The organism is Krasilnikovia sp. MM14-A1004 (genome assembly GCF_047159485.1).
In the GTDB taxonomy this organism is placed as follows: domain Bacteria; phylum Actinomycetota; class Actinomycetes; order Mycobacteriales; family Micromonosporaceae; genus Actinoplanes.
Genome location: NZ_AP038773.1, coordinates 141,634 through 160,148, shown reverse-complemented (window position 1 = coordinate 160,148; position 18,515 = coordinate 141,634). Strand labels below are relative to the sequence as shown.

The following is an 18,515-nucleotide window of genomic DNA, read 5'->3' as shown; positions in this document are numbered from 1 at the left end:
ACGCCAGCCGGTGCCGGGATCATCCGGGCACGTCAGACGCGTACGCGACAGATTCCGGCGGGTCCACGATGGACCCCTCCGCTTTGTTCTTCATGTTGTCGGTGAAGCACAGCCCGATCGTGTCCCGCAACGCCTCCGCCTTGGCCCGCTCACTCACCTGTTCCGTGGAGTACGCGAGCCGTACCGCCTCCTCCGCGGCCTGCTTCGCCTCCCCGATCCGGTCGGCCGCCGCCAGCACCCGGGCCGCCACCATCGCGGCGACCACCTTGCTGCGCACGTCCTCCGCCGGGACCTCGATGGCCCGCTCCACCCAGGTCAGCGCCTCGGACACCCGGCCCTGCGCGAGCAGCGCCGACGCGTACGAGGAGAGGGCCTGGCGCCGCGAGAACAGCAGCGAGGGTTTGCTCATGTCGCTGGCGATCGGCGCCAGCAGCCCCACCGCGGTGGCCGCGTCGCCGCTGCGCAGCCGCGCCTCGGCCAGCAGCACCCGCGGCCCCACCTGCGCGGGCGCCAGCGGGTTGTGCGGCTCCACCGCGGCCATCACCCGGTGCGCGTCGGCCTCCGCGCTGGCCACGTCCCCGCGCTGCAGGGACACGAAGCCGCGCAACGTCAGCGCCATGCCCAGCAGCAGCGGATGACCGGTCCGGTGCGCGTACCCGAGCGCGTCGGTGAGCAGGTCCACTGCGTGTTCCGGCTCGCCCAGTCCACGGGCGATCGCACCGCGCACCACCAGCGCCAGCCCGCGCCCCCAGTCGTCCGACATCGCCGCGAAGTCCCGGTACGCCCGCCGCGCCTCCCGGTCCGCCTCGGCCAGCTCGCCCAGCTCGACAGACGCGTACGCCTCGACCGCCCGCAGCGTGCCCACCGCCCAGCCCTCGCCGACCCGGTCCCCGAACGGCAGGAACACCCGGGCCAGCCGCCGCGACTCATGCAACCGCCCCGCCAGCAGCCGAGCGAACGCCGTGGTGCCCCGCAGCCACGCCCGCCCTGTCGCGTCACCCAGCTCGGCGAACAGCCGCGCCGCGCGCCCGAGGACCGCGTCGGTACCCGCGAAGTCGCCGCGGGTCGTGGTCACCCAGGCCAGGTTCTGCAACGCCCACGCCTGCCCGTGCCGGTCCCCCGCCGCCAGCGTCACCTGGTACGCGGCCGCGAACCGGCTGCTGGCCTGGCTGAGCCGCCCGGCCAGGAAGTCGGCCATGCCCAGGCGCCGCATGGCGTTCGCCCGTTCGGGGGCGAGTTGCGCCTCGGTCGCCACGTCCAGCGCCTCCTGCCAGGAGGCCACCGCCCGCGGCATGTCGCCGAGCGCCTCGTGTGCGCGCCCGACCACCAATAACGCCTCGGCCCGCGACGCCGGGTCGTCGTCCGCCCCGGTGGCGATCTTCTCGCCGAAGACCAGGGCCTCCTCGGCGCGTCCCAGCCGCAGCAGCGCCCTGGCGTGCACGAGCTGATCGGCCAGCGGCAGCCCGTCCGGTGCGAGCGCGACGGCCCGCTCCGCGTACTCGATGGCGGCGGCCGGTTCGATGTTGGCCAGGGCCCGCCGCGCCAGCCGGCCCAGCGCGGCGACGCCGAGCGAGGCGACCCCCCGCACCGCGGCGTCCGGGCGCAGCCGCACCTCGTCGGCCAGCTCCATCGCGCACTCGGCGTGCGTGGCGACGAACGCGTCGCGGTCCTGCTCGCTCAGGCTCAGCCGGCCCGCCGCGTCGTACCCCAGCTCGGTGACCGTCTCCGGCGCCGCCCACCGCGCCAGGTACGCGTGCCGCTCCGCGAGATCCGCCTTGCTGATCCCGTTGTACGCGGCCTCGCGCATCAGCGGCGTGGTGAACGAGAAGCCGCCCCGCACCCGGTGCAGCATCCGGCGCTGCAGCAGCTCGTCCACCGCCCGGTCCAGTTCGACCGTGGCGACCGCGCCCGGACGGGTGTCACCGGCGGTACGCCGCTCCCGCAGCGCCTCGATCACCCCTGTGGGCACCCGGTCGCCGACCACCGCCGCGTCCCGCAGCACAGAGCGCGGCTCCACCGGCAGCGCGTCGATGCGCGCCGCCAGCACCGCCGCGAGGTCGCGGGAGAGCAGCTTGGTGTCCAGCGATCCGGCCGCCAGCTCCCACCGTCCGGAGGGGTCGCCCACGGCGGGGATCAGCGCCCCGCGCTCCAGCAGCAACGTGACCAGCTCGGCCAGGTAGAACGCGTTGCCCTGGGCGGTGGCCAGCAGCCGGTCCACGTCCGGCTGCGCCAACCGGCCCCCGGCCAGGTACGCGGTGAGCAGCCGCGCGGCGTCCGCCCCGCGCAGCGGCGGCAGTGTGTGCACCTCGGCGTCGGCCAGCCGGGTCAGCGCCCCGGCCGTACGGACCAGCTCGGGGCGGCCGAGCAGCAGCACCACGACGGGGCCGTCCAACCGCGACAGCGTGCTGCCCAGCGCGTCGATGGTCTCGCCCGTGGCGTCGTGCAGGTCGTCCACGATCACCACCAGCGGGGCCTCCCGGGCCAGCGCGGTGAGCAGGTCGGCGACCGCCCGCGGCATCGCTTCGGCGTCGGGCGGGCCGCCGCTGGGCTGCCACTGCGCGACCCCGGCGGGGCCGACCGGGGCGGCCGGGGGTTCGCCGTAGCCGAGCAGGGCCAGCAGCCGGTCGAGGTCGATGTCCGGTGCCTCGCCGTCGCGGCCGAGCCGCGCCACGAGCTTGCGCAGCCGCTCCTCGACCACCGGCCGGTTCATCGTGGCGGCCACGTCGCGGGGCAGGCCGACGGACTTGCGGACCAGGTCGGCCAGCGGCGCGAACCGGCGGCGCTCCCCGAACGCGCGGCAGCGCACCCGCAGCACCCGCGCGCCGGTGTGCCCCGCGAACTGGCCGGCCCCCAGGTCGAAGCCCGTGGCCAGCCGCTTGACCTCGGACGCGAAGCGGGTCTTGCCGATACCGGCCTCCGCGGTCATCACCAGCACGCGCGGGGTGCCGGAGTCGATGGCCTCGCCGAGGCGCCCGGCGACCCGGCCCAGCTCGGTCTCCCGCCCCACGAACGGCGCCTCGTCCCCGAGTCCGGAGCGGGTGCCCGGCGCGTCGTGCAGCCCCAGCAGCTCATACGTCGGGACCGGCTCGCGTTTGCCCTTCAGGCGCAGCGGGCGCAGCTGGCGCCACGACGCCACGTGCCGGGTGCCGAGGGTGGTGCGGCTGCCCGCGTACACCGCGCCGACCGCGGCCGCGTCGGCCAGCCGCGCCGCGGTGTTGACCGTGTCGCCGATGACCGTGTACTCCAGCGCGGCCTGGATGCCCGCGACCACCTCGCCGGTGTTCAGCCCGACGCGCAGCCCGAGCGGCGCGCCGCCGCCCCGCTCGTCGTCGAGCACCCGGCGCACCGCCCGCTGCATGCTCAGCGCCGCCCGGACCGCCCGTTCGGCATCGTCCTCGTGCGCGACGGGCGCCCCGAACACCGCCATGATCCCGTCGCCGGTGAGCTTGTCGACGTGCCCGCCGAACGTCTTCACCGCGCCCGCGAGCGCGGCCAGCACCCGGTCGGTGACAGCGCCGACGCGTTCCGGGTCGAGGTCCTCCGACCAGGAGGTGAAGTCGGACAGGTCGCCGAAGAGCACGGTGACGATGCGCCGCTCGGCGGCGGGCAGGGTGGCCGCGGCGGGCAGCGCGGCACCGCAGTTGTGGCAGAAGCGGCCGCCCGGCACGGGGACGGTTCCACAGACCGGACAGGTCACAGCGGGTCCAACTGTTCCGGCAGCCGCGGTGATTCCCGTCTCAGATAGTCGAGTTGGGCGCGGGCGGACGCCTCGGCCGCGAACCGGATGGCCGGGTCGATGTCGGGATAGACCGCGTCGACGATGTCGCCCGGCGTCCGCGCCCCGGCCGCCATCGCGGCCTCGACCTGGGCGAGCCGGTCGCGGCGGTGCGCCAGATAGGCCCGCGCGGCGGCGGCGCAGTCGGCCAGCGCCGGGCCGTGGCCGGGCAGAAGCATGCTCGGGTACGCGGTCAGCATCGTCAGGCTGTCGAGGTACGAACCGAGGTCTCCATCGGGGTACGCCACGACCGTGGTGCCCCGCCCGAGAATGGTGTCCCCGGAGAACACCGCGTCACCCGTACGGAAGCAGACCGAGTCCCGGGTGTGCCCGGGCGCCGGCAGCACCTCGATCTCCCGGCCTCCCAGCACCAGCACCCCGGCGGTCAGCGGTGGAGCACCCACGCAGTGCGCCGGGTCGGCGGCACGCACCGGCACCCCGCCGAGCAGTTCCGACAGCCGGGCCGCGCCCTCGACGTGGTCGTGGTGGCCGTGCGTGATGAGGATGGCGCTGACCGGCCCGTGGGCGGCGATCTCGGCCAGATGCGCCGGGTCGTCCGGCCCCGGATCCACCACCAGGGCGCCCGCCGCGCCGGGCGGTCGCAGCACCCAGGTGTTCGTCCCGTCGAGGGTCATCGGCCCCGGGTTGGGGGCGCGGATCAGCGTCACCCCGTCCGGCAACCGGTCGACCGGCGTGACACCCCGCATGCAGGGCATCGTACGTCGCCGGCGCCGACCGGGCCGACCCCCGAACCGGGCCCTCCCGGCGGCCTGCCCGGCCCGCCGGTGGAGAGGTCCACCGGCGGGCGGAGCGGCAGCTCACCGCGGGTCCGTCGGGCTGATCGCCGCCGGTCAGGCGATCTCGGCGATCACGTCGACCTCGACCGGGGCGCCCAGCGGCAGTTCCGCCACGCCGACGGCGGCGCGGGCGTGCCGCCCGATCTCGCCGAGCACCGCGCCGAACAGCTCGGAGGCGCCGTTGACCACCGCGGGCTGACCGGTGAATCCGGGCGCGGACGCCACGAACCCGTTCAGCTTGACGATCTTCACGAGCCGGCCCAGGCCGACCAGGGAGTCGATCGCGGCCAGGACGTTCAGCGCGCAGATCCGCGCCAGCTCGGCACCCTGCTCCGCTGTCACCTCGGCGCCGACCTTGCCCACGGTCTGCAGTTTGCCGTCGACGATCGGCAGCTGGCCGGAGACGTACACGTGGTTGCCCGACTGCACCGCCGGCACGTAGGAGGCCAGCGGCGGGACCACCTCGGGCAGCGTGAGCCCCAGTTCCTTCAGCCGCGCGTACGCGTCCACGGCCCCACTCCCGCTCACCGGCGCGCTCACGATTTCGCCCGCTTCATGTACGCGACCAGCTGCTCCGGGTTCGGCCCCGGCACGACCTGCACGAGTTCCCAGCCGTCGTCTCCCCAGTTGTCGAGGATCTGCTTGGTCGCGTGGACCAGCAGCGGCACGGTCACGTACTCCCACTTCTGCATTGCCTGCCAGCTCCCTCATCGTCGGCCGCGACGCGGCCACGGCGTCAGCTTAGGGCTCGCGGGCCGGGCATTTTGGTTAGGCTGAGCGGCAGCTCACATCCAGCACGGCAGGGGACACCATGACGCAGGAGCCCCGGGACGACTCCGCCGCTGAGGGCGCCCTTCCGGGTCATCCCCAGCCCGAACCCCCGCTGCCCGAACCAGAGCCGCCGCAGCCCATCCCGCCGCCCGCGCCGGTCCCACCGCCGGAGCCGCCGCACGCGGCCGACGACCCCACCACCGCCCGGCCCGAGTGGCCGCCGATCACACCCGCGCCGGGGCAGACAACGGGTCCCCGGGCTTCGATCGCGGCGGCCGAGGCATTCCCCGGAGAGGCCGGGACGGCGCCGGACCCGGCGTCCGCCCACCCGGCCGACGGCGCGGACTTCATCGACGCGCTGCCGCCGCGCGCGGAGCGGGAGTGGCCGCCGCTCGGCGCCTACCCCGGGGAGCCGGGCCACCCCGGCTCCCCCACCGCGCTCATCCCGGGTGACGAACCGACGAGCGTCCTGCCGTCACCGGCAGGCGGTGACGAGCCGACGAGCGTCCTGCCGACGCAGCCCGACCCGGACGTCACAGAGCAATTCCAGCCGGTCTCCCACCAGCAGACGGCCGCCTGGCAGCAGCCGACCGGGCCGACCGCGGGCTTCCCGGCGGAGCAGCCGACGGAGCCGGTCGGCATCCCGCCGCGCACCCGGCGTACCGGCGTCTGGGTGTCCGCGGCCCTGGCGGCGACACTGCTGTTCTGTGGTGGCGGCGCGGTCTCGGCGTACCTGCTGTTGCGCAACGCCGACCGGGGCAAGGGCGCACCGGATCCGGCGACCGCGGTCGACCGCTTCCTGACCGCGGTCTACACAGAGCAGGACGCCACGGAGGCCGACGGCCTGATCTGCCGCGAGGCGCGCAACGCCAAGCGCCTGGCCGCGCGGGTCGAGCAGATCAAAGGCTATTCGGCCGAGTACGCCTCCCCGACCTTCAGCTGGACCGAACCGGCCGTCGGCACGCACAACAGCGACCTGGCGACCGTGTCCGTGCAGCTGACCATGGCGACCGCGGACGAGAAGACAGCCCAGCAGGGCCTCACGTTCACGGTGGTGCACAAGTCCGGCTGGCTGGTCTGCGACGTCCGCGGGTGATCGGCTGCGGTCGGTCTGACCTACTGTGAAGTAGTGGGTGGGATCGAACGGACCGGCCGCTGGCCGGCACGGCTGCATGTGGTGACGGGCAAGGGCGGCGCGGGTAAGACCAGCGTGGCGGCCGCACTGGCGCTGGCACTGGCCTCCGGTGGGCGGCGCACACTCCTGGTCGAGGTGGAGGGCCGGCAGGGCATCGCGCAGCTGTTCGGCACGGACCCCCTGCCGTACGAGGAACGGCGCATCGCCACGGTTCCCGGCGGCGGCGAGGTCCGGGCGCTGGCGGTGGACGCCGAGGAGGCGCTGCTGGAGTACCTCGACATGTTCTACCGGCTGGGCGCCGCGGGCCGGGCGCTGCGCAAGGTCGGCGCCATCGACTTCGCCACCACGATCGCCCCGGGCCTGCGGGACGTGCTGCTCACCGGGAAGGTGAAGGAGGCGACCACCCGTTCGGTGGACGGGCGCCGGGCGTACGACGCGGTGGTGCTGGACGCCCCGCCGACGGGCCGGATCGGCCGGTTCCTGAACGTGACAGCGGAGACCGCCCGGCTGGCCAAGATGGGCCCGATCAAGACCCAGAGCGACGGCGTGGCCTCGCTGCTGCGCTCGGCGATGACCTCCGTACACGTGGTCACGCTGCTGGAGGAGATGCCGGTGCAGGAGAGCCTCGACGCGATCGCCGAGCTGACCTCCCTGCACATCCCGGTGGGCCGGATCATCGTCAACGGCGCCCGTCCCCCGCTGCTGACCGGCGGCAAGGTGACCAAGGCCGAGCTGCGCCGCGGCCTGGCGGCGGCCGGTCTGCCCGCCGACCCGGCGACCGTGAACGGCCTGCACGCCGAGGCGCGGGCGCACCTGACCCGCCGGGAGCTGGAGGAGTCGCTGCGCGCTGACCTGGTCGAGGCGGGCCGCCCGATGGTGGAGCTGCCGCTGCTGGAGCAGGGGGTGGACCGGGCCGGCCTGGACGAGCTGGCCGAACACCTGCTGGCCGGTTGACCGGGCGTTCCGTGTCCGACCCGCCACAGCACGCAGCGCCGCGCAGGGCGCAGGGGGCGCCCACTCAGTACGCTCAAGGGGTGGCCGCCGCTGATCTGACCGTCTCACACCCGGACGGGCCCGGCCTGGACCGCCCCGGTCTGGACGTGCCCCGGCTGGATGTGGACGGCCTATTGGCCGATCCGGCCATCCGCATCGTGGTGTGTTGCGGCTCCGGCGGGGTCGGCAAGACCACGACGGCCGCCGCGCTGGGGTTGCGGGCCGCCGAGCACCACGGCCGCCGGACGGTCGTGCTGACCATCGACCCGGCCCGCAGGCTGGCGCAGTCCATGGGGCTGACCGAGCTGGACAACACGCCGCGGCAGGTCAAGGGCATCGACACGGACGCTTCCGGCGGCGAGTTGCACGCCATGATGCTCGACATGAAGCGCACGTTCGACGAGGTCGTGCAGGCGCACACCACCCCGCAGCGAGCGGCGGAGATCTTCGCGAACCCGTTCTACCAGGCCATGAGCTCGACGTTCTCGGGCACGCAGGAGTACATGGCGATGGAGAAGCTGGGCCAGTTGCGGGCCCGCGACGAGTGGGACCTGATCGTGGTGGACACGCCCCCCTCCCGGTCGGCGCTGGACTTCCTGGACGCCCCGGCCCGGCTGTCCCGGTTCCTCGACGGGCGGATGCTGCGCCTGCTGCTGGCCCCGGCGCGTTCCGGCCGGAGCGTGTTCTCGCTGATGACCGCGTCGTTCGGGCTGTTCACCCGTGCGGTGCAGAAGGTGCTCGGCGCTCAGTTGCTGACGGATCTGTCGGGCTTCGTGGCGGCGCTGGATTCGATGTTCGGCGGCTTCCGGCACCGGGCGGATGAGACGTACCGGATCCTGCAGGACCCGCAGACCGCGTTCCTGCTGGTGGCGGCGCCGGAGCGCGATGCGGTGCGGGAGGCCGCGTACTTCGCCGAGCGGCTCGTGGCCGAGCGGATGCCGCTGGCAGGCCTGGTGCTCAACCGCACTCACCAGGCCGAACTGACCACCGTGTCGGTGGAGGCGGCGGAGGCCGCCGCGGAGGCGCTGGACGCCGCCGGCGGCCAGCCGGTGACCGCGGACGCGTTGCGGGTGCACGCGAGGTTGCTGCGCCAGATCGAGCGCGAGGTACGGGTCGCGGCCGAGTTCACGGGCGCGTTCCCGGCGGTGCCGGCGGTGCCGGTACCGGCGCAGCCCGCCGACGTGCACGACGTCGACGGACTGCGGACGATCGGTGCCGCCCTCACCGCGTGACGGGTTCCGGGCGTTTCCGGCGGAGTCAGCGTGCCGAGACGAGCACCCGGTCGGCGCTCTTCTCCCTCAGCGCGGCCTCGAACATCTTCCGCCAGCTCGCCACGTACGGGTGGCGCCGCAGCAGCGCGCGGCGCTCCCGCTCGGTCATGCCTCCCCAGACGCCGAATTCGATCCGGTTGTCCAGTGCATCGGCAAGGCACTCGTAGCGGACCGGGCAGCTGCGGCAGATCCTCTTGGCCACGTTCTGCTCGGCGCCCTGCACGAACAGCGCGTCAGGGTCGCCACTCTGACACGCCGCCATGCTGGGCCAGTCGCTGATCATCCCCATGTGTTCACGTCCCCCCTTGCCTCTACCCCCTGACGTCCGGCTGGCTCACGTCCCCCGGGCCGCGCCGACGTCGTGCGACAGTTCGCCGGACCATCATGCTCCGTAGTCGGACGATTACGCAATGTTGTCCCTCAAAAACGTATAGCTCGGGAGTTCCGGGCATGTCGGACCATTCAGTCCGGTGCAGTGACGGTGCAGTCACGGTGCAAAGTCGGAAAGGTGCTGCGCGCTCACCGGCGGAGACGGCACAATCACCCTGGGCGAACCGTGGCTTTCGGGCAGGCAGACACGGGCATACGTCGCGTACCCTGCTGGCGTGACCTCCTGGATGCGCCGACGCGACCACAACATCTTCGCCAACGCGACCTCGCTGCTGATCTGCGGCCTGCTCGCGGGTGTCGTCGTTGCCGCGGCCGCCTTCCCGGCGGTCGCCATGACCGGCCTGGCCGCCAAGGCCGGCGGCGAGACGTTCTCGCAGCTGCCCAGCGAGCTGAAGCAGGCCACGGCGCCGCAGGTCAGCCGGATCTTCGCCTCCGACAACAAGACCCTCGTCGCGATCATGTATGACGAGTTCCGCAGCGACGTGCCGCTGCGCGACATCTCGATCAACATGCAGCACGCGATCATCGCCGCGGAGGACCACGAGTTCTACCACCACAACGGCGTCGACATGAAGGGCGTCGCCCGCGCCTTCGTGAACAACAACAACGGCAAGTCGAAGCAGGGCGCCTCGACCCTGACGATGCAGTACGTGCGCATGTCCCTGGCGTACTCGGCGACCAACCCCAAGGAGGTCATCGACGCCACCCAGGACACCCCGCGCCGCAAGATCAACGAGATGAAGTACGCGCTGCAGATCGAGAAGGAACTCACCAAGGACCAGATCCTGGAGCGCTACCTCAACGTCGCCCCCTTCGGCAACGGCGCGTACGGCGTCTTCGCCGCCAGCCAGGTCTACTTCAACAAAAAGCCCAAGGACCTGACCGTGGCCGAGGCGGCGCTGCTGGCCAGCATGGTGAAGGCGCCGACCGCGTTCAACCCGACCACGCCCGGCGGCTACCCGCAGGCGCTGAACCGGCGCAACTACGTGATCGGCGACATGGTCGAGCTGAAGTACATCACCCAGGCGCAGGCCGACGAGGCCAAGAAGGTCGTGATCGCCCGCACGGTGCAGCGGGCCACCAGCGGCTGCAACGCGGTGGCGAAGAACAACTGGGGCTTCATCTGCGACTACTTCTACCGCTGGTGGCTCAGCCAGGAGACCTTCGGCGCCACCCCGTACGACCGGGAGCGGCGGCTCAAGAGCGGCGGCTACCGCATCCAGCTGGCGATGGACGTCCAGGCGCAGAAGGCGGCGCGCGCCCGGATCCTCGACCACATCTCCGACAAGAACAAGGACGCCCTGCTGCTGGCCGCGGTCGAGCCCGGCACCGGCAAGGTCCGGGCCCTGGCCGCGAACCGCAAGTTCAAGCTGGACGACCCGAAGAACCCGCAGAACGAGATCTCGTCCGACCCGGCGAAGGCCCGCAAGGACATCCGGGGCAGCTACCCCAACACCACCAACCCGCTGCTCAGCGGCGGCGGCGACATCACCGGCTACCAGGCCGGCTCGGTGACCAAGATGTTCACCATGGTCGCCGCGTTGGAGAAGGGCTACCCGCTCGGCTACACCATCAAGGCGGAGAAGCGGTACAAGTCGGGCTACATCATCAGCCCGAGCAGTCCCGCCGCGTGCCCCGGCACCCACTTCTACTGCCCCTCCAACGCGGGTGGCGGCGAGGAGGGCGTCTACAACATGTGGACCGGCTTCGGTAAGTCGGTCAACACGTACTTCGTGCCCCTGGAGGAGCGCGTCGGCGCCGAGAACGTCGTCGACGTCGCCAAGCGCTTCGGCATCAAGTTCCGGGCGAAGAACGACGCCGACATCGCCAACAACAAGGACGCCGCCCACCAGTGGGGTGCGTTCACCCTCGGCGTCTCCGCCTCCACCCCGCTGGACATGGCCAACGCGTACGCCACGCTGGCCGGTGACGGCATGTACTGCGAGCCGACCCCGGTCGAGCAGATCAGCACCCACGACGGCGAGAAGATCGACGTCGGCAAGCCGCACTGCACCCGCGCCACCAGCGCCGACGTGGCCCGCGCCGCACTCGACGCGACCCGCTGCCCGGTCGGCGACTCGGCGCAGCTCGGCCACTGCGGCGGAGCGACCGCTCCCGGCGCGCACAGCGCAGTGGGGCACCCCGTGTTCGGCAAGACCGGCACCACCGACCACGACAAGACCGCCGCGCTGATCGTCGGCACCACATCGATCGTGGTCGCGGGCTATCTGGTCAATCCGGACTGGCCCGACCACCGGGACCGGATGTCGCACGGCATCGTCAACCCGGCCGTCTGGGAGACCGTCGCCGACTACATGGACGGCAAGCCGAAGGAACAGTTCAAGAAGCCCGGCAACGAGAAGATGGCGTACGGGGACCAGCGCTCCATCCCCGACGTGACCTGTGACGCGCTCAGCGACGCCCGGTCCCGGCTCGACAACGCCGGCTTCAGCCCCACGATCGGCGCGGACGTGGACTCCAAGTGCCCGCTCGGCACCGCCGCCGGCACCAACCCGCCCAACCGCACGATCAAGGGCGGCGCGGTGGAGATCCTGGTCAGCAACGGCAAGTCCGACGCGCCGCCGCTCGTCGGCACGCCGCCGGGCCAGACGCCGCCGATCATCCAGTTCCCGGGTACGAAGAAACCGAGACGCTAGGCACGCGACAACGACGACGGCCGGGGCCCCGAACAGGGCACCCGGCCGTCGCCGTCTGCTGCCGCCGTACCCGTCAGCGGCCCGTGATGTGTCAGCCGAGCTGGCGACGTACCTCCGCAGCCACCCGGCCGCCCTCGGCCCGGCCGGCCACCGCGGCCTGGGCCGCCTTCATGGCCGGGCCCATCTGGGCCTTGCCGGTGAACCCGCCCGCCTGCAGCGCCCCCGCGACCAGCTCGGCGATCTCCGCGTCGCTGAGCTGCTTCGGCAGATAGCGGTCCAGGATCTCCCCCTCGGCGGTCTCCTTCGCGGCCGCCTCGGCGCGCCCCGCCCCGGCGAACGCGGTGGCCGCCTCCCGGCGCTTCTTCGCCTCCTTGGTCAGCACCGAGATCACCTCGTCGTCGCTGAGCTGACGGGCCTCGGTGCCGGACACCTCGGCGGTGCGCACGGCCGAGAGCGCCATCCGCAGCGTGGCGGTGGTCAGCTCGTCGCGGCCCTTCATGGCGGCGTGCAGGTCATCGTTCAGGCGGTCTTTCAGCGTTCCCATGGTGGGTCAAACTACCCTGGCCGGTATGCGAAAGCGCCCCCTTATCACCCTGGCCGCCGGTACCCTCGCCGCCGGCGCCGCCACGTTCGCGTACGCCTCGCTGGTCGAGCGGAACATGTTCACGCTGCGCCGCGTCGACGTGCCGGTGCTGGCGCCCGACGCCGAACCCCTGCGCATCCTGCACCTGTCCGACCTGCACATGATGCCCGCCCAGCGGCGCAAGCAGGACTGGGTGGCCGCGCTCGGCGGCACCGACCCGGACCTGGTCGTGGTCACCGGCGACAACATGGCCGACCCCGAGTCGGTGCCCGGCGTCGTACGCGCCCTCCAGCCGTTCCTCGGGCTCCCCGGAGCGTTCGTGTTCGGCTCCAACGACTACCGCGGCCCGGTCTGGGGGAACCCGCTGCGGTACCTGCTGCCGGAACGGGAGTACGTCCAGGGCGTCGACCTGCCGTACGAGGCGCTGCGGCAGACCTTCACGGACGCCGGCTGGGCAGACCTGAACAACGCCCGTACGGTCCTGAAGGCGGGCGGCCGCTCCGTGGAACTGGTCGGGGTCGACGACCCGCACGTCGACCGGGACGACTACCCGTCCGTAGCAGGCCCCGCGTCGGCGGGCGTCGACCTGCACATCGGGGTCACCCACACCCCCGCCTCCTGGGTCCTGGACGCGATGGCCGCCGACGGCTTCACACTCCTGCTGGCCGGACACACCCACGGCGGCCAGGTGTGCGTCCCGGGGTACGGCGCCCTCACCACGAACTGCGACCTCCCCACCTCCATGGCCAAGGGCCTGCACCGCTGGCCCGGCTCGGACTCGTGGTTGCACGTCTCCGCGGGGCTGGGCACCCACCCCACCGCGCCGATCCGCTTCGCCTGCCGTCCGGAGGCCACTGTTCTCACCTTGATACCGCGCTGACCTGCGGTTTCATCCGCAGGGGGATACCGGATTTGCCTGGGCGGGGCGGTCGGATACTATTGCTCCGCACGCTCGGGGTGTGGCGCAGCTTGGTAGCGCGCTTCGTTCGGGACGAAGAGGCCGTCGGTTCAAATCCGGCCACCCCGACCAGAGAAGTTGCAGGTCAAGGCCCCTCCCCGGAGGGGCCTTCGCCGTTCTACAGGGACGGACTGCCATCGACAGGCAGCGAATGAGCCGCAAAGGCAGCGAGCACTCGACGTCGTTGATCAGCGCGCCGTCGGCCACCAGTCACATCGCGCACGAGTGCCGCAGGCCGTGGAAGCGCAGCGTCGTCACAGACTTCGCCCCTCAACCCACGCCCGGATCGACCGATTCTTCCGGAGTGGTACTGGGACGCCGGATTTCGCCGCTGATAGTCGGGCTGCTGATCGCACTTGTCGCCGCGATCTTCGTCGGGCTCGGCCTGTACGACGTTCTCGGTGGCTGGGTCGCGGTCGGAATCGACTACCTTCCGGTAAGGGGCGCGGCCCAGGCATTGCTGGACGGCAACTCCGTCTTCACCGACCACCTGTTCGTCTATCCGCCGACGGCGGCCGTGGTGCTGCTGCCGACCGCGCTCGGCTCGCAGACCGGCGGCTTCGTCGCCTGGGTGCTGGCCGGCGTCGGCGCCCTGCTGCTGGCGGCGGGGATGGTCGCCCGCCAGGCGCCGCGCGAGCACCGCCTGACAGTCTTCGGCGTCGCGATCATGGGCCTGCTCGGCGGGGTGATCGCGAACCGGTCGCTCTTGCTCGGCAATCTCAGCGAGCTGCTGGTGCCGGTCGCTGTCGGCGCGCTGCTCGCCTTCCGCCGCGGCCGGTGGGTGCTCGGCTGCGCACTGCTGGCCGCCTCGCTGCTAGTCAAGCCGCTGCTCGCGCCACTGGTGCTGGTGCCAGTGCTGCACCGGCGGTGGATGCCGCTGGTTACGACGATGGTGCCAGCCGGTGCGCTGTTGCTGCTCGCCATGGGCATCGTGCCCGGCGGGATGACATTTCCGAGCGTGTTGCGCTACTGCCTCACCGGCACCAACCTGCACGGCGACAACGCGATCAATAACCTGTCGCTGCGCGGCTGGGCCGAGGGGCAGGACGCGCCGCACGCGCTCGGCCTGGCGGCGGCCGCGGTGACGCTGGTGGCAATCGTGGGGCTGGTGTGGCGGGGAGTGCGCGCGGGAAACCGGCCGTCGCCGATCTGGCTGGGTGCGGTGCTGCTGTTCGGCACGTTCCTGGTCGGCGGCATCTCCGAGGTGCACTTCCTGCTCATCGGGTACGCGGTCGTCCTGCTGCACATCGTGGTGGACCGGCCCCCGGTGCCGCTGTTCGTGCCGGGTCTGGCATTGCTCGGGATGCCGGAGGCGTACCTGAGGCTGGTGCTCGGACGGGGCACGACCGCCCAGGGCTGGCTGGTCTGCGCCGAGATCCTGCTGCTGGCGGCGCTTCTGATCGCGCCGACGGTCAGGCGGCCAGCGACGGTGCCAACGACCGCCCTTCACCCGGCAGCAGCGTGCGGCTGCCCGACGGTCGAGTCACTGGTTCCGGTCCCGGCGCTTCCCGCGGCAGGACGATCGGACCTGCGTGTTGGAGACACCTTGGAGACGGCTCGGCTGACAAGGGATTCGAACACCACCGCCGACCGACACATCCCGAGGCCCTGAACTGGCATTTCCCCTCCCGGGCAGGTCGACGCGGCGAGTATCCGTGGACGGCTGCGAGGGTGGCCGGATGGCTGCGTATCCGCAGCCGTTCGACGTGGATGCCTTCCCAGCCGTGCGGCATTGTCGCCGGCGAGGGAATTCGGCTACGCCGTCTGGAGACTGCCGGCCCGGGTGCTGGCGTCGGTCCGCCGCGATGGGATGCGCGGGGAACCCCGGCGCACCGCCAGGGTTCCCCGATGCCATGGTCACGCCCGTCTTTCGTACGGTCCTCCCTTCCGAGTTGCTGGTTGTGGAAGGGTCAGGCGTTGATCGCGGTGGGTTCGCTGTTGTTGACCGCCACGTTCACCTTGCGCGGCTTGGCCTTCTCCAGTACGGGGATCCGCAGCACCAACACGCCGTTGTCGTAGCCCGCCTGGATCCGCTCGCTGTCGAGCACGTCCGACAGGATCAGCTGGCGGGAGAACACGCCCAAGGATCGTTCCGACGCTTGCAACTGCGCGTCGTTGCCCAGATCCAGCGGCCGCCGTTCGGCCTTGACCGTCAGCACGTTGCGCTCGATGTCGACGTCGATGCTGTCGGGCGAGACGCCGGGCAGGTCGAACGCCACGATGAACTCGTCGCTCGTGCGATACGCGTCCAGCGGCATCGCGACCGGCCGCGACCAGGTGCCGGACTGCGGGTCGCCCAGCATCTGCCGGGTCCACCGGTCGAGTTCACGGAACGGGTCAGTGCGCACCAACATCGGTTCCACCTCCGAATCTGCTCACCAACAGGGGTGCCAATGCGCTCTGACACCGTTGTACCATGTCATCGGAACGACGACAAGAAGCACGTCATCAACCAGATGACCAGCGAGAGGTGGCGGCATGAGCGGACACGAGCATCACGACGCGCAGGCCGCGCTCGCGCTGATCCTGGCCGCCACCACGCCCACCCGCGACGCACCCCCTTCCGGCGCGCCGGCCATGATCGCGTTAATCGCGCTGCGCCAGTTGCGTGAACTGCTCGACGTCTGCGAGCCGCAACTCATCGCCACCGCCCGCGCCGCCGGCATCAGCTGGGCCGACCTCGCCCCCGCCATGGGCGTGGCCAGCCGCCAAGCCGCCGAACGCCGCTACCTACGGATCCGCCGCAGCGACCACGACGACACCACCGCCACCGCCGACGAACGCGTGACCGCCGAACGCGACCGCCGCGCGGGCACCCGCGCGGTTACCGACTGGGCCCGTACCAATAGCGCCGACCTGCGGCAGCTCGCCGGCCAGATCACCGCGCTGACCGATCTCGGCCCGCACGCCCAGGCCAGTCTGGACCGGCTCCACCACGCCCTCGGCGCCGCCGACCCGGCCGAACTGCTGCCGCTACTCGCCGACACCCACCACTACCTCCAGCCCCGACACGCCACACTGGCCGAACGGATCACCACCGTCGCCGACAACACCGACCAGGTACGCGATGCCACCCAACGGCGCCGGGAACGGCAGCGCCGAACCCCGATTTCCGAACCAGCCGAGTCCGAAGACTGACACCGGCGCGGGTCACGACCTGCGACGGTCCACACCCACCGTTTGACCAACCGGCCCGGAAGGCTCGACGTGTCCAGCCTCGACACCTCCGACAGCGACCCGCAGCCGGACGTACAGATGCCGGCAGACATCGACCCCGCGATCGTCGTGACCGTCAAGGGCGACATCGACCTCGCCACCCACCACCACCTGCAACAGGTCGTCACCCACCTGCTGCAACACCGCCCCTGCCGCCGCCTCGTGCTGGACATGGCCGGCGTGACCTTCTTGGACGCCGCCGGCGTCCGCGCCCTACTCGCCTGCCACCACACCGCCCAGCAGCTGGGCACCCGGCTGGAGATCCGCTCAGCCGGCGACATGGTCCGACGGGTCCTGACCATCTGCCGACTCACCGGTCCATTTCACCTCGGCCCGCCGTGAGGATTCCGACTGACAGGTGCGCGGCGGTAGGAGCGTGCGCCTCGCCGCCCCGGTTCGGATCACCGGCTTTTCTCCTGCAGTGGCAACACCCGAACGGCAGCGCGGCGCCGCAGCCCGGACTTCCGGGAGACGCCGCCTCGCCAAACCACCGCGCGCGTCACATCGCAACGATTCGGCTGGGCCGGATCGGGTACTGCGCCTGAATGCCAATGCCCACGCTGGTCAAGACTTCGGCGGCGGTGACAGCTGCGGCGCTCACCGGTTCGCTGGTTACGCGACCCGGCTCGCTCTGGTACCGGTCGCTGGCCAAGCCTCGCTGGCAACCGCCGCCGGCTGCCTTCCCGATCGTCTGGACAACCCTGTACGGCCTGCTCGCGGTCGCCAGCGCCCGCGTGCTGGACCACGCTGCGGGGCCCGCACGCGCGAGATTCACCCGGACCCTCGGTGTCAACCTGGCCCTCAACGCCGGCTGGCCCCTCGTCTTCTTCGGCGCCCGCGCGCCGCGCGCCGCGCTGGCCGAGAGCGCCCTGCTCACCGCGTCCACCATGTCCCTGCTGAGCCGGGCATGGCGTGTCGACCGTGCCGCTGCGGCGGCGGTCGCCCCCTACGCCGCCTGGACGACATTCGCCACCGCACTGACCGCTTCCATCGCCGCGCGTAACCGGGGGCGGTGATCACCCGGCGGCGCGATCGGCTCTGGGCACTACCGCTGCTGCTGGCCGTCAAGCGGTGAGGGCGGGCGTTGCGCTGCAGGCGGCAGGGCGTCCGGCACGGAGGCGACGCTGAGCGCCGGTGTGGAGGCGAGGATACGCAGTGCTGCCTCGATCCTCGGTGCTACCGGGCGTCGGTGACGCCTCACCCAGGCCAGCTCGGCGAGCGCGTCGCGCAGTCCGCCCCGGCCCTCGCGGCTGCCCAGGCACCGCAACGCCGCGCGGGCGCCGACCCCAACCGGCCGGCGCGTCCAGGTGGTGAGCAGATCGTTGCGCACCTGCCGTCGGCGCCGGGCGCCCGGATCCCGGCCGGTCGCCTGCGGGAAGTGCCGAACCACTAGGGACGGCACGTACGCCAGACCCCAGCCCCTGCTCGCGAGGTCCATGGCCAGCAGCGCCTCCTCGCCGTACATGTGAAGTTTGGCCTCGAACCCGCCGACCGCGAGAAACGCATCCCTGCGCACGGCCGCCGCACAGGCCAGAAAGCCCAACACCGACGGACCCGGCAGGTCCGCGGCCGTCCCGATCGGTGCGGCGGCCATCTCGGCGGAGACGGTGTCGAGGTGGCCCCGCCGGCCGACGAGGACGCGCCCGGTGAGCAGCGCGGCCCGCGGATGAGCGGCGAACAGGTGCGCCGCGGACCGCAACGCGTCGCCCTCCCAGTAGGAGTCGTCGTCGGCGAAGGCCACATACGGCGTCTCGGCTGCGGCCACGCCGATGTTGCGGGCGGCCACACCGACGTTCTCCGCCAGGCGGATCAGGCGGACGTGGGGAAAATAGCTCTGCACCATCTCCGGAGTGCTGTCGTCCGAACCGTTGTCCACCACGATCACCGGTGCCGCGTGTCTCGGCAACAGCCGCATCAGCTGCTGGCAGCGATTGCGGGTGGCCACGACCACGGTCACGGAGGACACGAC

General features: G+C 72.1%; 17 protein-coding genes and 1 tRNA gene. 10 read left to right on the top strand and 8 right to left on the bottom strand.

Going from position 1 to position 18,515, the window contains the following annotated elements:
- Positions 1–19: 19 nt before the first annotated feature.
- The 4 genes from ACMCNN_RS00760 to ACMCNN_RS00745 all read right to left on the bottom strand — a co-directional run bounded on the left by ACMCNN_RS00760 (position 20) and on the right by ACMCNN_RS00745 (position 5,264).
- Complete coding sequence (locus ACMCNN_RS00760; RefSeq protein WP_412744252.1) at positions 20–3,697, bottom strand: adenylate/guanylate cyclase domain-containing protein; 3,678 nt, start codon at positions 3,695–3,697, stop codon at positions 20–22.
- Positions 3,694–4,482, bottom strand: coding sequence for an MBL fold metallo-hydrolase (locus ACMCNN_RS00755; RefSeq protein ID WP_412744251.1), 789 nt, complete (start codon positions 4,480–4,482; stop codon positions 3,694–3,696). The genes ACMCNN_RS00760 and ACMCNN_RS00755 overlap by 4 nt, the downstream gene beginning before the upstream one ends.
- A gap of 144 nt (positions 4,483–4,626) precedes the next feature.
- Positions 4,627–5,082: a RidA family protein gene (locus ACMCNN_RS00750; RefSeq protein ID WP_412744250.1), complete on the bottom strand. Its 456-nt coding sequence runs from the start codon at positions 5,080–5,082 to the stop codon at positions 4,627–4,629.
- A 26-nt stretch (positions 5,083–5,108) separates the two neighbouring features.
- On the bottom strand, positions 5,109–5,264 hold the full coding sequence (locus tag ACMCNN_RS00745; RefSeq protein ID WP_089295015.1) for a DUF4177 domain-containing protein: 156 nt from the start codon (positions 5,262–5,264) through the stop codon (positions 5,109–5,111).
- 119 nt (positions 5,265–5,383) lie between these two features.
- On the opposite strand from ACMCNN_RS00745, the gene ACMCNN_RS00740 reads away from it, so the two are divergent.
- The 3 genes from ACMCNN_RS00740 to ACMCNN_RS00730 all read left to right on the top strand — a co-directional run bounded on the left by ACMCNN_RS00740 (position 5,384) and on the right by ACMCNN_RS00730 (position 8,703).
- The gene (locus tag ACMCNN_RS00740) at positions 5,384–6,439 is read left to right on the top strand and encodes a hypothetical protein (RefSeq protein ID WP_412744249.1); all 1,056 of its coding nucleotides are present in this window, start codon (positions 5,384–5,386) and stop codon (positions 6,437–6,439) included.
- Between the two features lie 33 nt (positions 6,440–6,472).
- Complete coding sequence (locus tag ACMCNN_RS00735) at positions 6,473–7,432, top strand: ArsA family ATPase (protein ID WP_412744248.1); 960 nt, start codon at positions 6,473–6,475, stop codon at positions 7,430–7,432.
- 140 nt (positions 7,433–7,572) lie between these two features.
- A complete protein-coding gene (locus ACMCNN_RS00730; protein ID WP_412746996.1) occupies positions 7,573–8,703 on the top strand; it encodes an ArsA family ATPase in 1,131 nt (376 codons plus the stop codon).
- A 25-nt stretch (positions 8,704–8,728) separates the two neighbouring features.
- On the opposite strand, the gene ACMCNN_RS00725 is transcribed toward ACMCNN_RS00730, so the two are convergent.
- Positions 8,729–9,031: a WhiB family transcriptional regulator gene (locus ACMCNN_RS00725; protein WP_130509556.1), complete on the bottom strand. Its 303-nt coding sequence runs from the start codon at positions 9,029–9,031 to the stop codon at positions 8,729–8,731.
- A gap of 328 nt (positions 9,032–9,359) precedes the next feature.
- Here ACMCNN_RS00725 and ACMCNN_RS00720 point away from each other — a divergent pair, with 328 nt between their 5' ends.
- Positions 9,360–11,789 carry a transglycosylase domain-containing protein gene (locus ACMCNN_RS00720; protein WP_412746995.1) on the top strand — a complete coding sequence of 810 codons (2,430 nt, stop codon included), beginning with the start codon at positions 9,360–9,362 and terminating at the stop codon, positions 11,787–11,789.
- Positions 11,790–11,880: 91 nt separating this feature from the next.
- Here ACMCNN_RS00720 and ACMCNN_RS00715 read toward each other — a convergent pair whose 3' ends face one another.
- Entirely contained in the window at positions 11,881–12,333 is a 453-nt protein-coding gene (locus ACMCNN_RS00715; RefSeq protein ID WP_412744247.1) for a GatB/YqeY domain-containing protein, read from the bottom strand.
- Positions 12,334–12,358: 25 nt separating this feature from the next.
- Between ACMCNN_RS00715 and ACMCNN_RS00710 the strand changes: the two genes are divergently transcribed.
- From ACMCNN_RS00710 to ACMCNN_RS00700, 3 genes are all read left to right on the top strand, one after another.
- Positions 12,359–13,252, top strand: a complete 894-nt coding sequence (locus ACMCNN_RS00710) for a metallophosphoesterase (RefSeq protein WP_412744246.1) — start codon at positions 12,359–12,361, stop codon at positions 13,250–13,252.
- A 73-nt stretch (positions 13,253–13,325) separates the two neighbouring features.
- Positions 13,326–13,402: transfer RNA gene (locus ACMCNN_RS00705), tRNA-Pro, on the top strand.
- A gap of 79 nt (positions 13,403–13,481) precedes the next feature.
- Positions 13,482–14,942, top strand: a complete 1,461-nt coding sequence (locus ACMCNN_RS00700; RefSeq protein ID WP_412744245.1) for a glycosyltransferase family 87 protein — start codon at positions 13,482–13,484, stop codon at positions 14,940–14,942.
- Positions 14,943–15,240: 298 nt separating this feature from the next.
- Here ACMCNN_RS00700 and ACMCNN_RS00695 read toward each other — a convergent pair whose 3' ends face one another.
- Entirely contained in the window at positions 15,241–15,684 is a 444-nt protein-coding gene (locus ACMCNN_RS00695; protein WP_412744244.1) for an Hsp20/alpha crystallin family protein, read from the bottom strand.
- Between the two features lie 124 nt (positions 15,685–15,808).
- Here ACMCNN_RS00695 and ACMCNN_RS00690 point away from each other — a divergent pair, with 124 nt between their 5' ends.
- From ACMCNN_RS00690 to ACMCNN_RS00680, 3 genes are all read left to right on the top strand, one after another.
- Positions 15,809–16,468 (top strand): hypothetical protein, encoded by a 660-nt coding sequence (locus ACMCNN_RS00690; protein WP_412744243.1) that lies wholly within the window; start codon positions 15,809–15,811, stop codon positions 16,466–16,468.
- Between the two features lie 69 nt (positions 16,469–16,537).
- Positions 16,538–16,888 (top strand): STAS domain-containing protein, encoded by a 351-nt coding sequence (locus ACMCNN_RS00685; protein WP_412744242.1) that lies wholly within the window; start codon positions 16,538–16,540, stop codon positions 16,886–16,888.
- Between the two features lie 203 nt (positions 16,889–17,091).
- The gene (locus tag ACMCNN_RS00680; RefSeq protein WP_412744241.1) at positions 17,092–17,562 is read left to right on the top strand and encodes a TspO/MBR family protein; all 471 of its coding nucleotides are present in this window, start codon (positions 17,092–17,094) and stop codon (positions 17,560–17,562) included.
- Positions 17,563–17,591: 29 nt separating this feature from the next.
- Here the strand turns inward: ACMCNN_RS00680 and ACMCNN_RS00675 are convergent, their stop codons facing one another.
- On the bottom strand, positions 17,592–18,512 hold the full coding sequence (locus tag ACMCNN_RS00675; RefSeq protein ID WP_412744240.1) for a glycosyltransferase family 2 protein: 921 nt from the start codon (positions 18,510–18,512) through the stop codon (positions 17,592–17,594).
- Positions 18,513–18,515 lie beyond the last annotated feature (3 nt).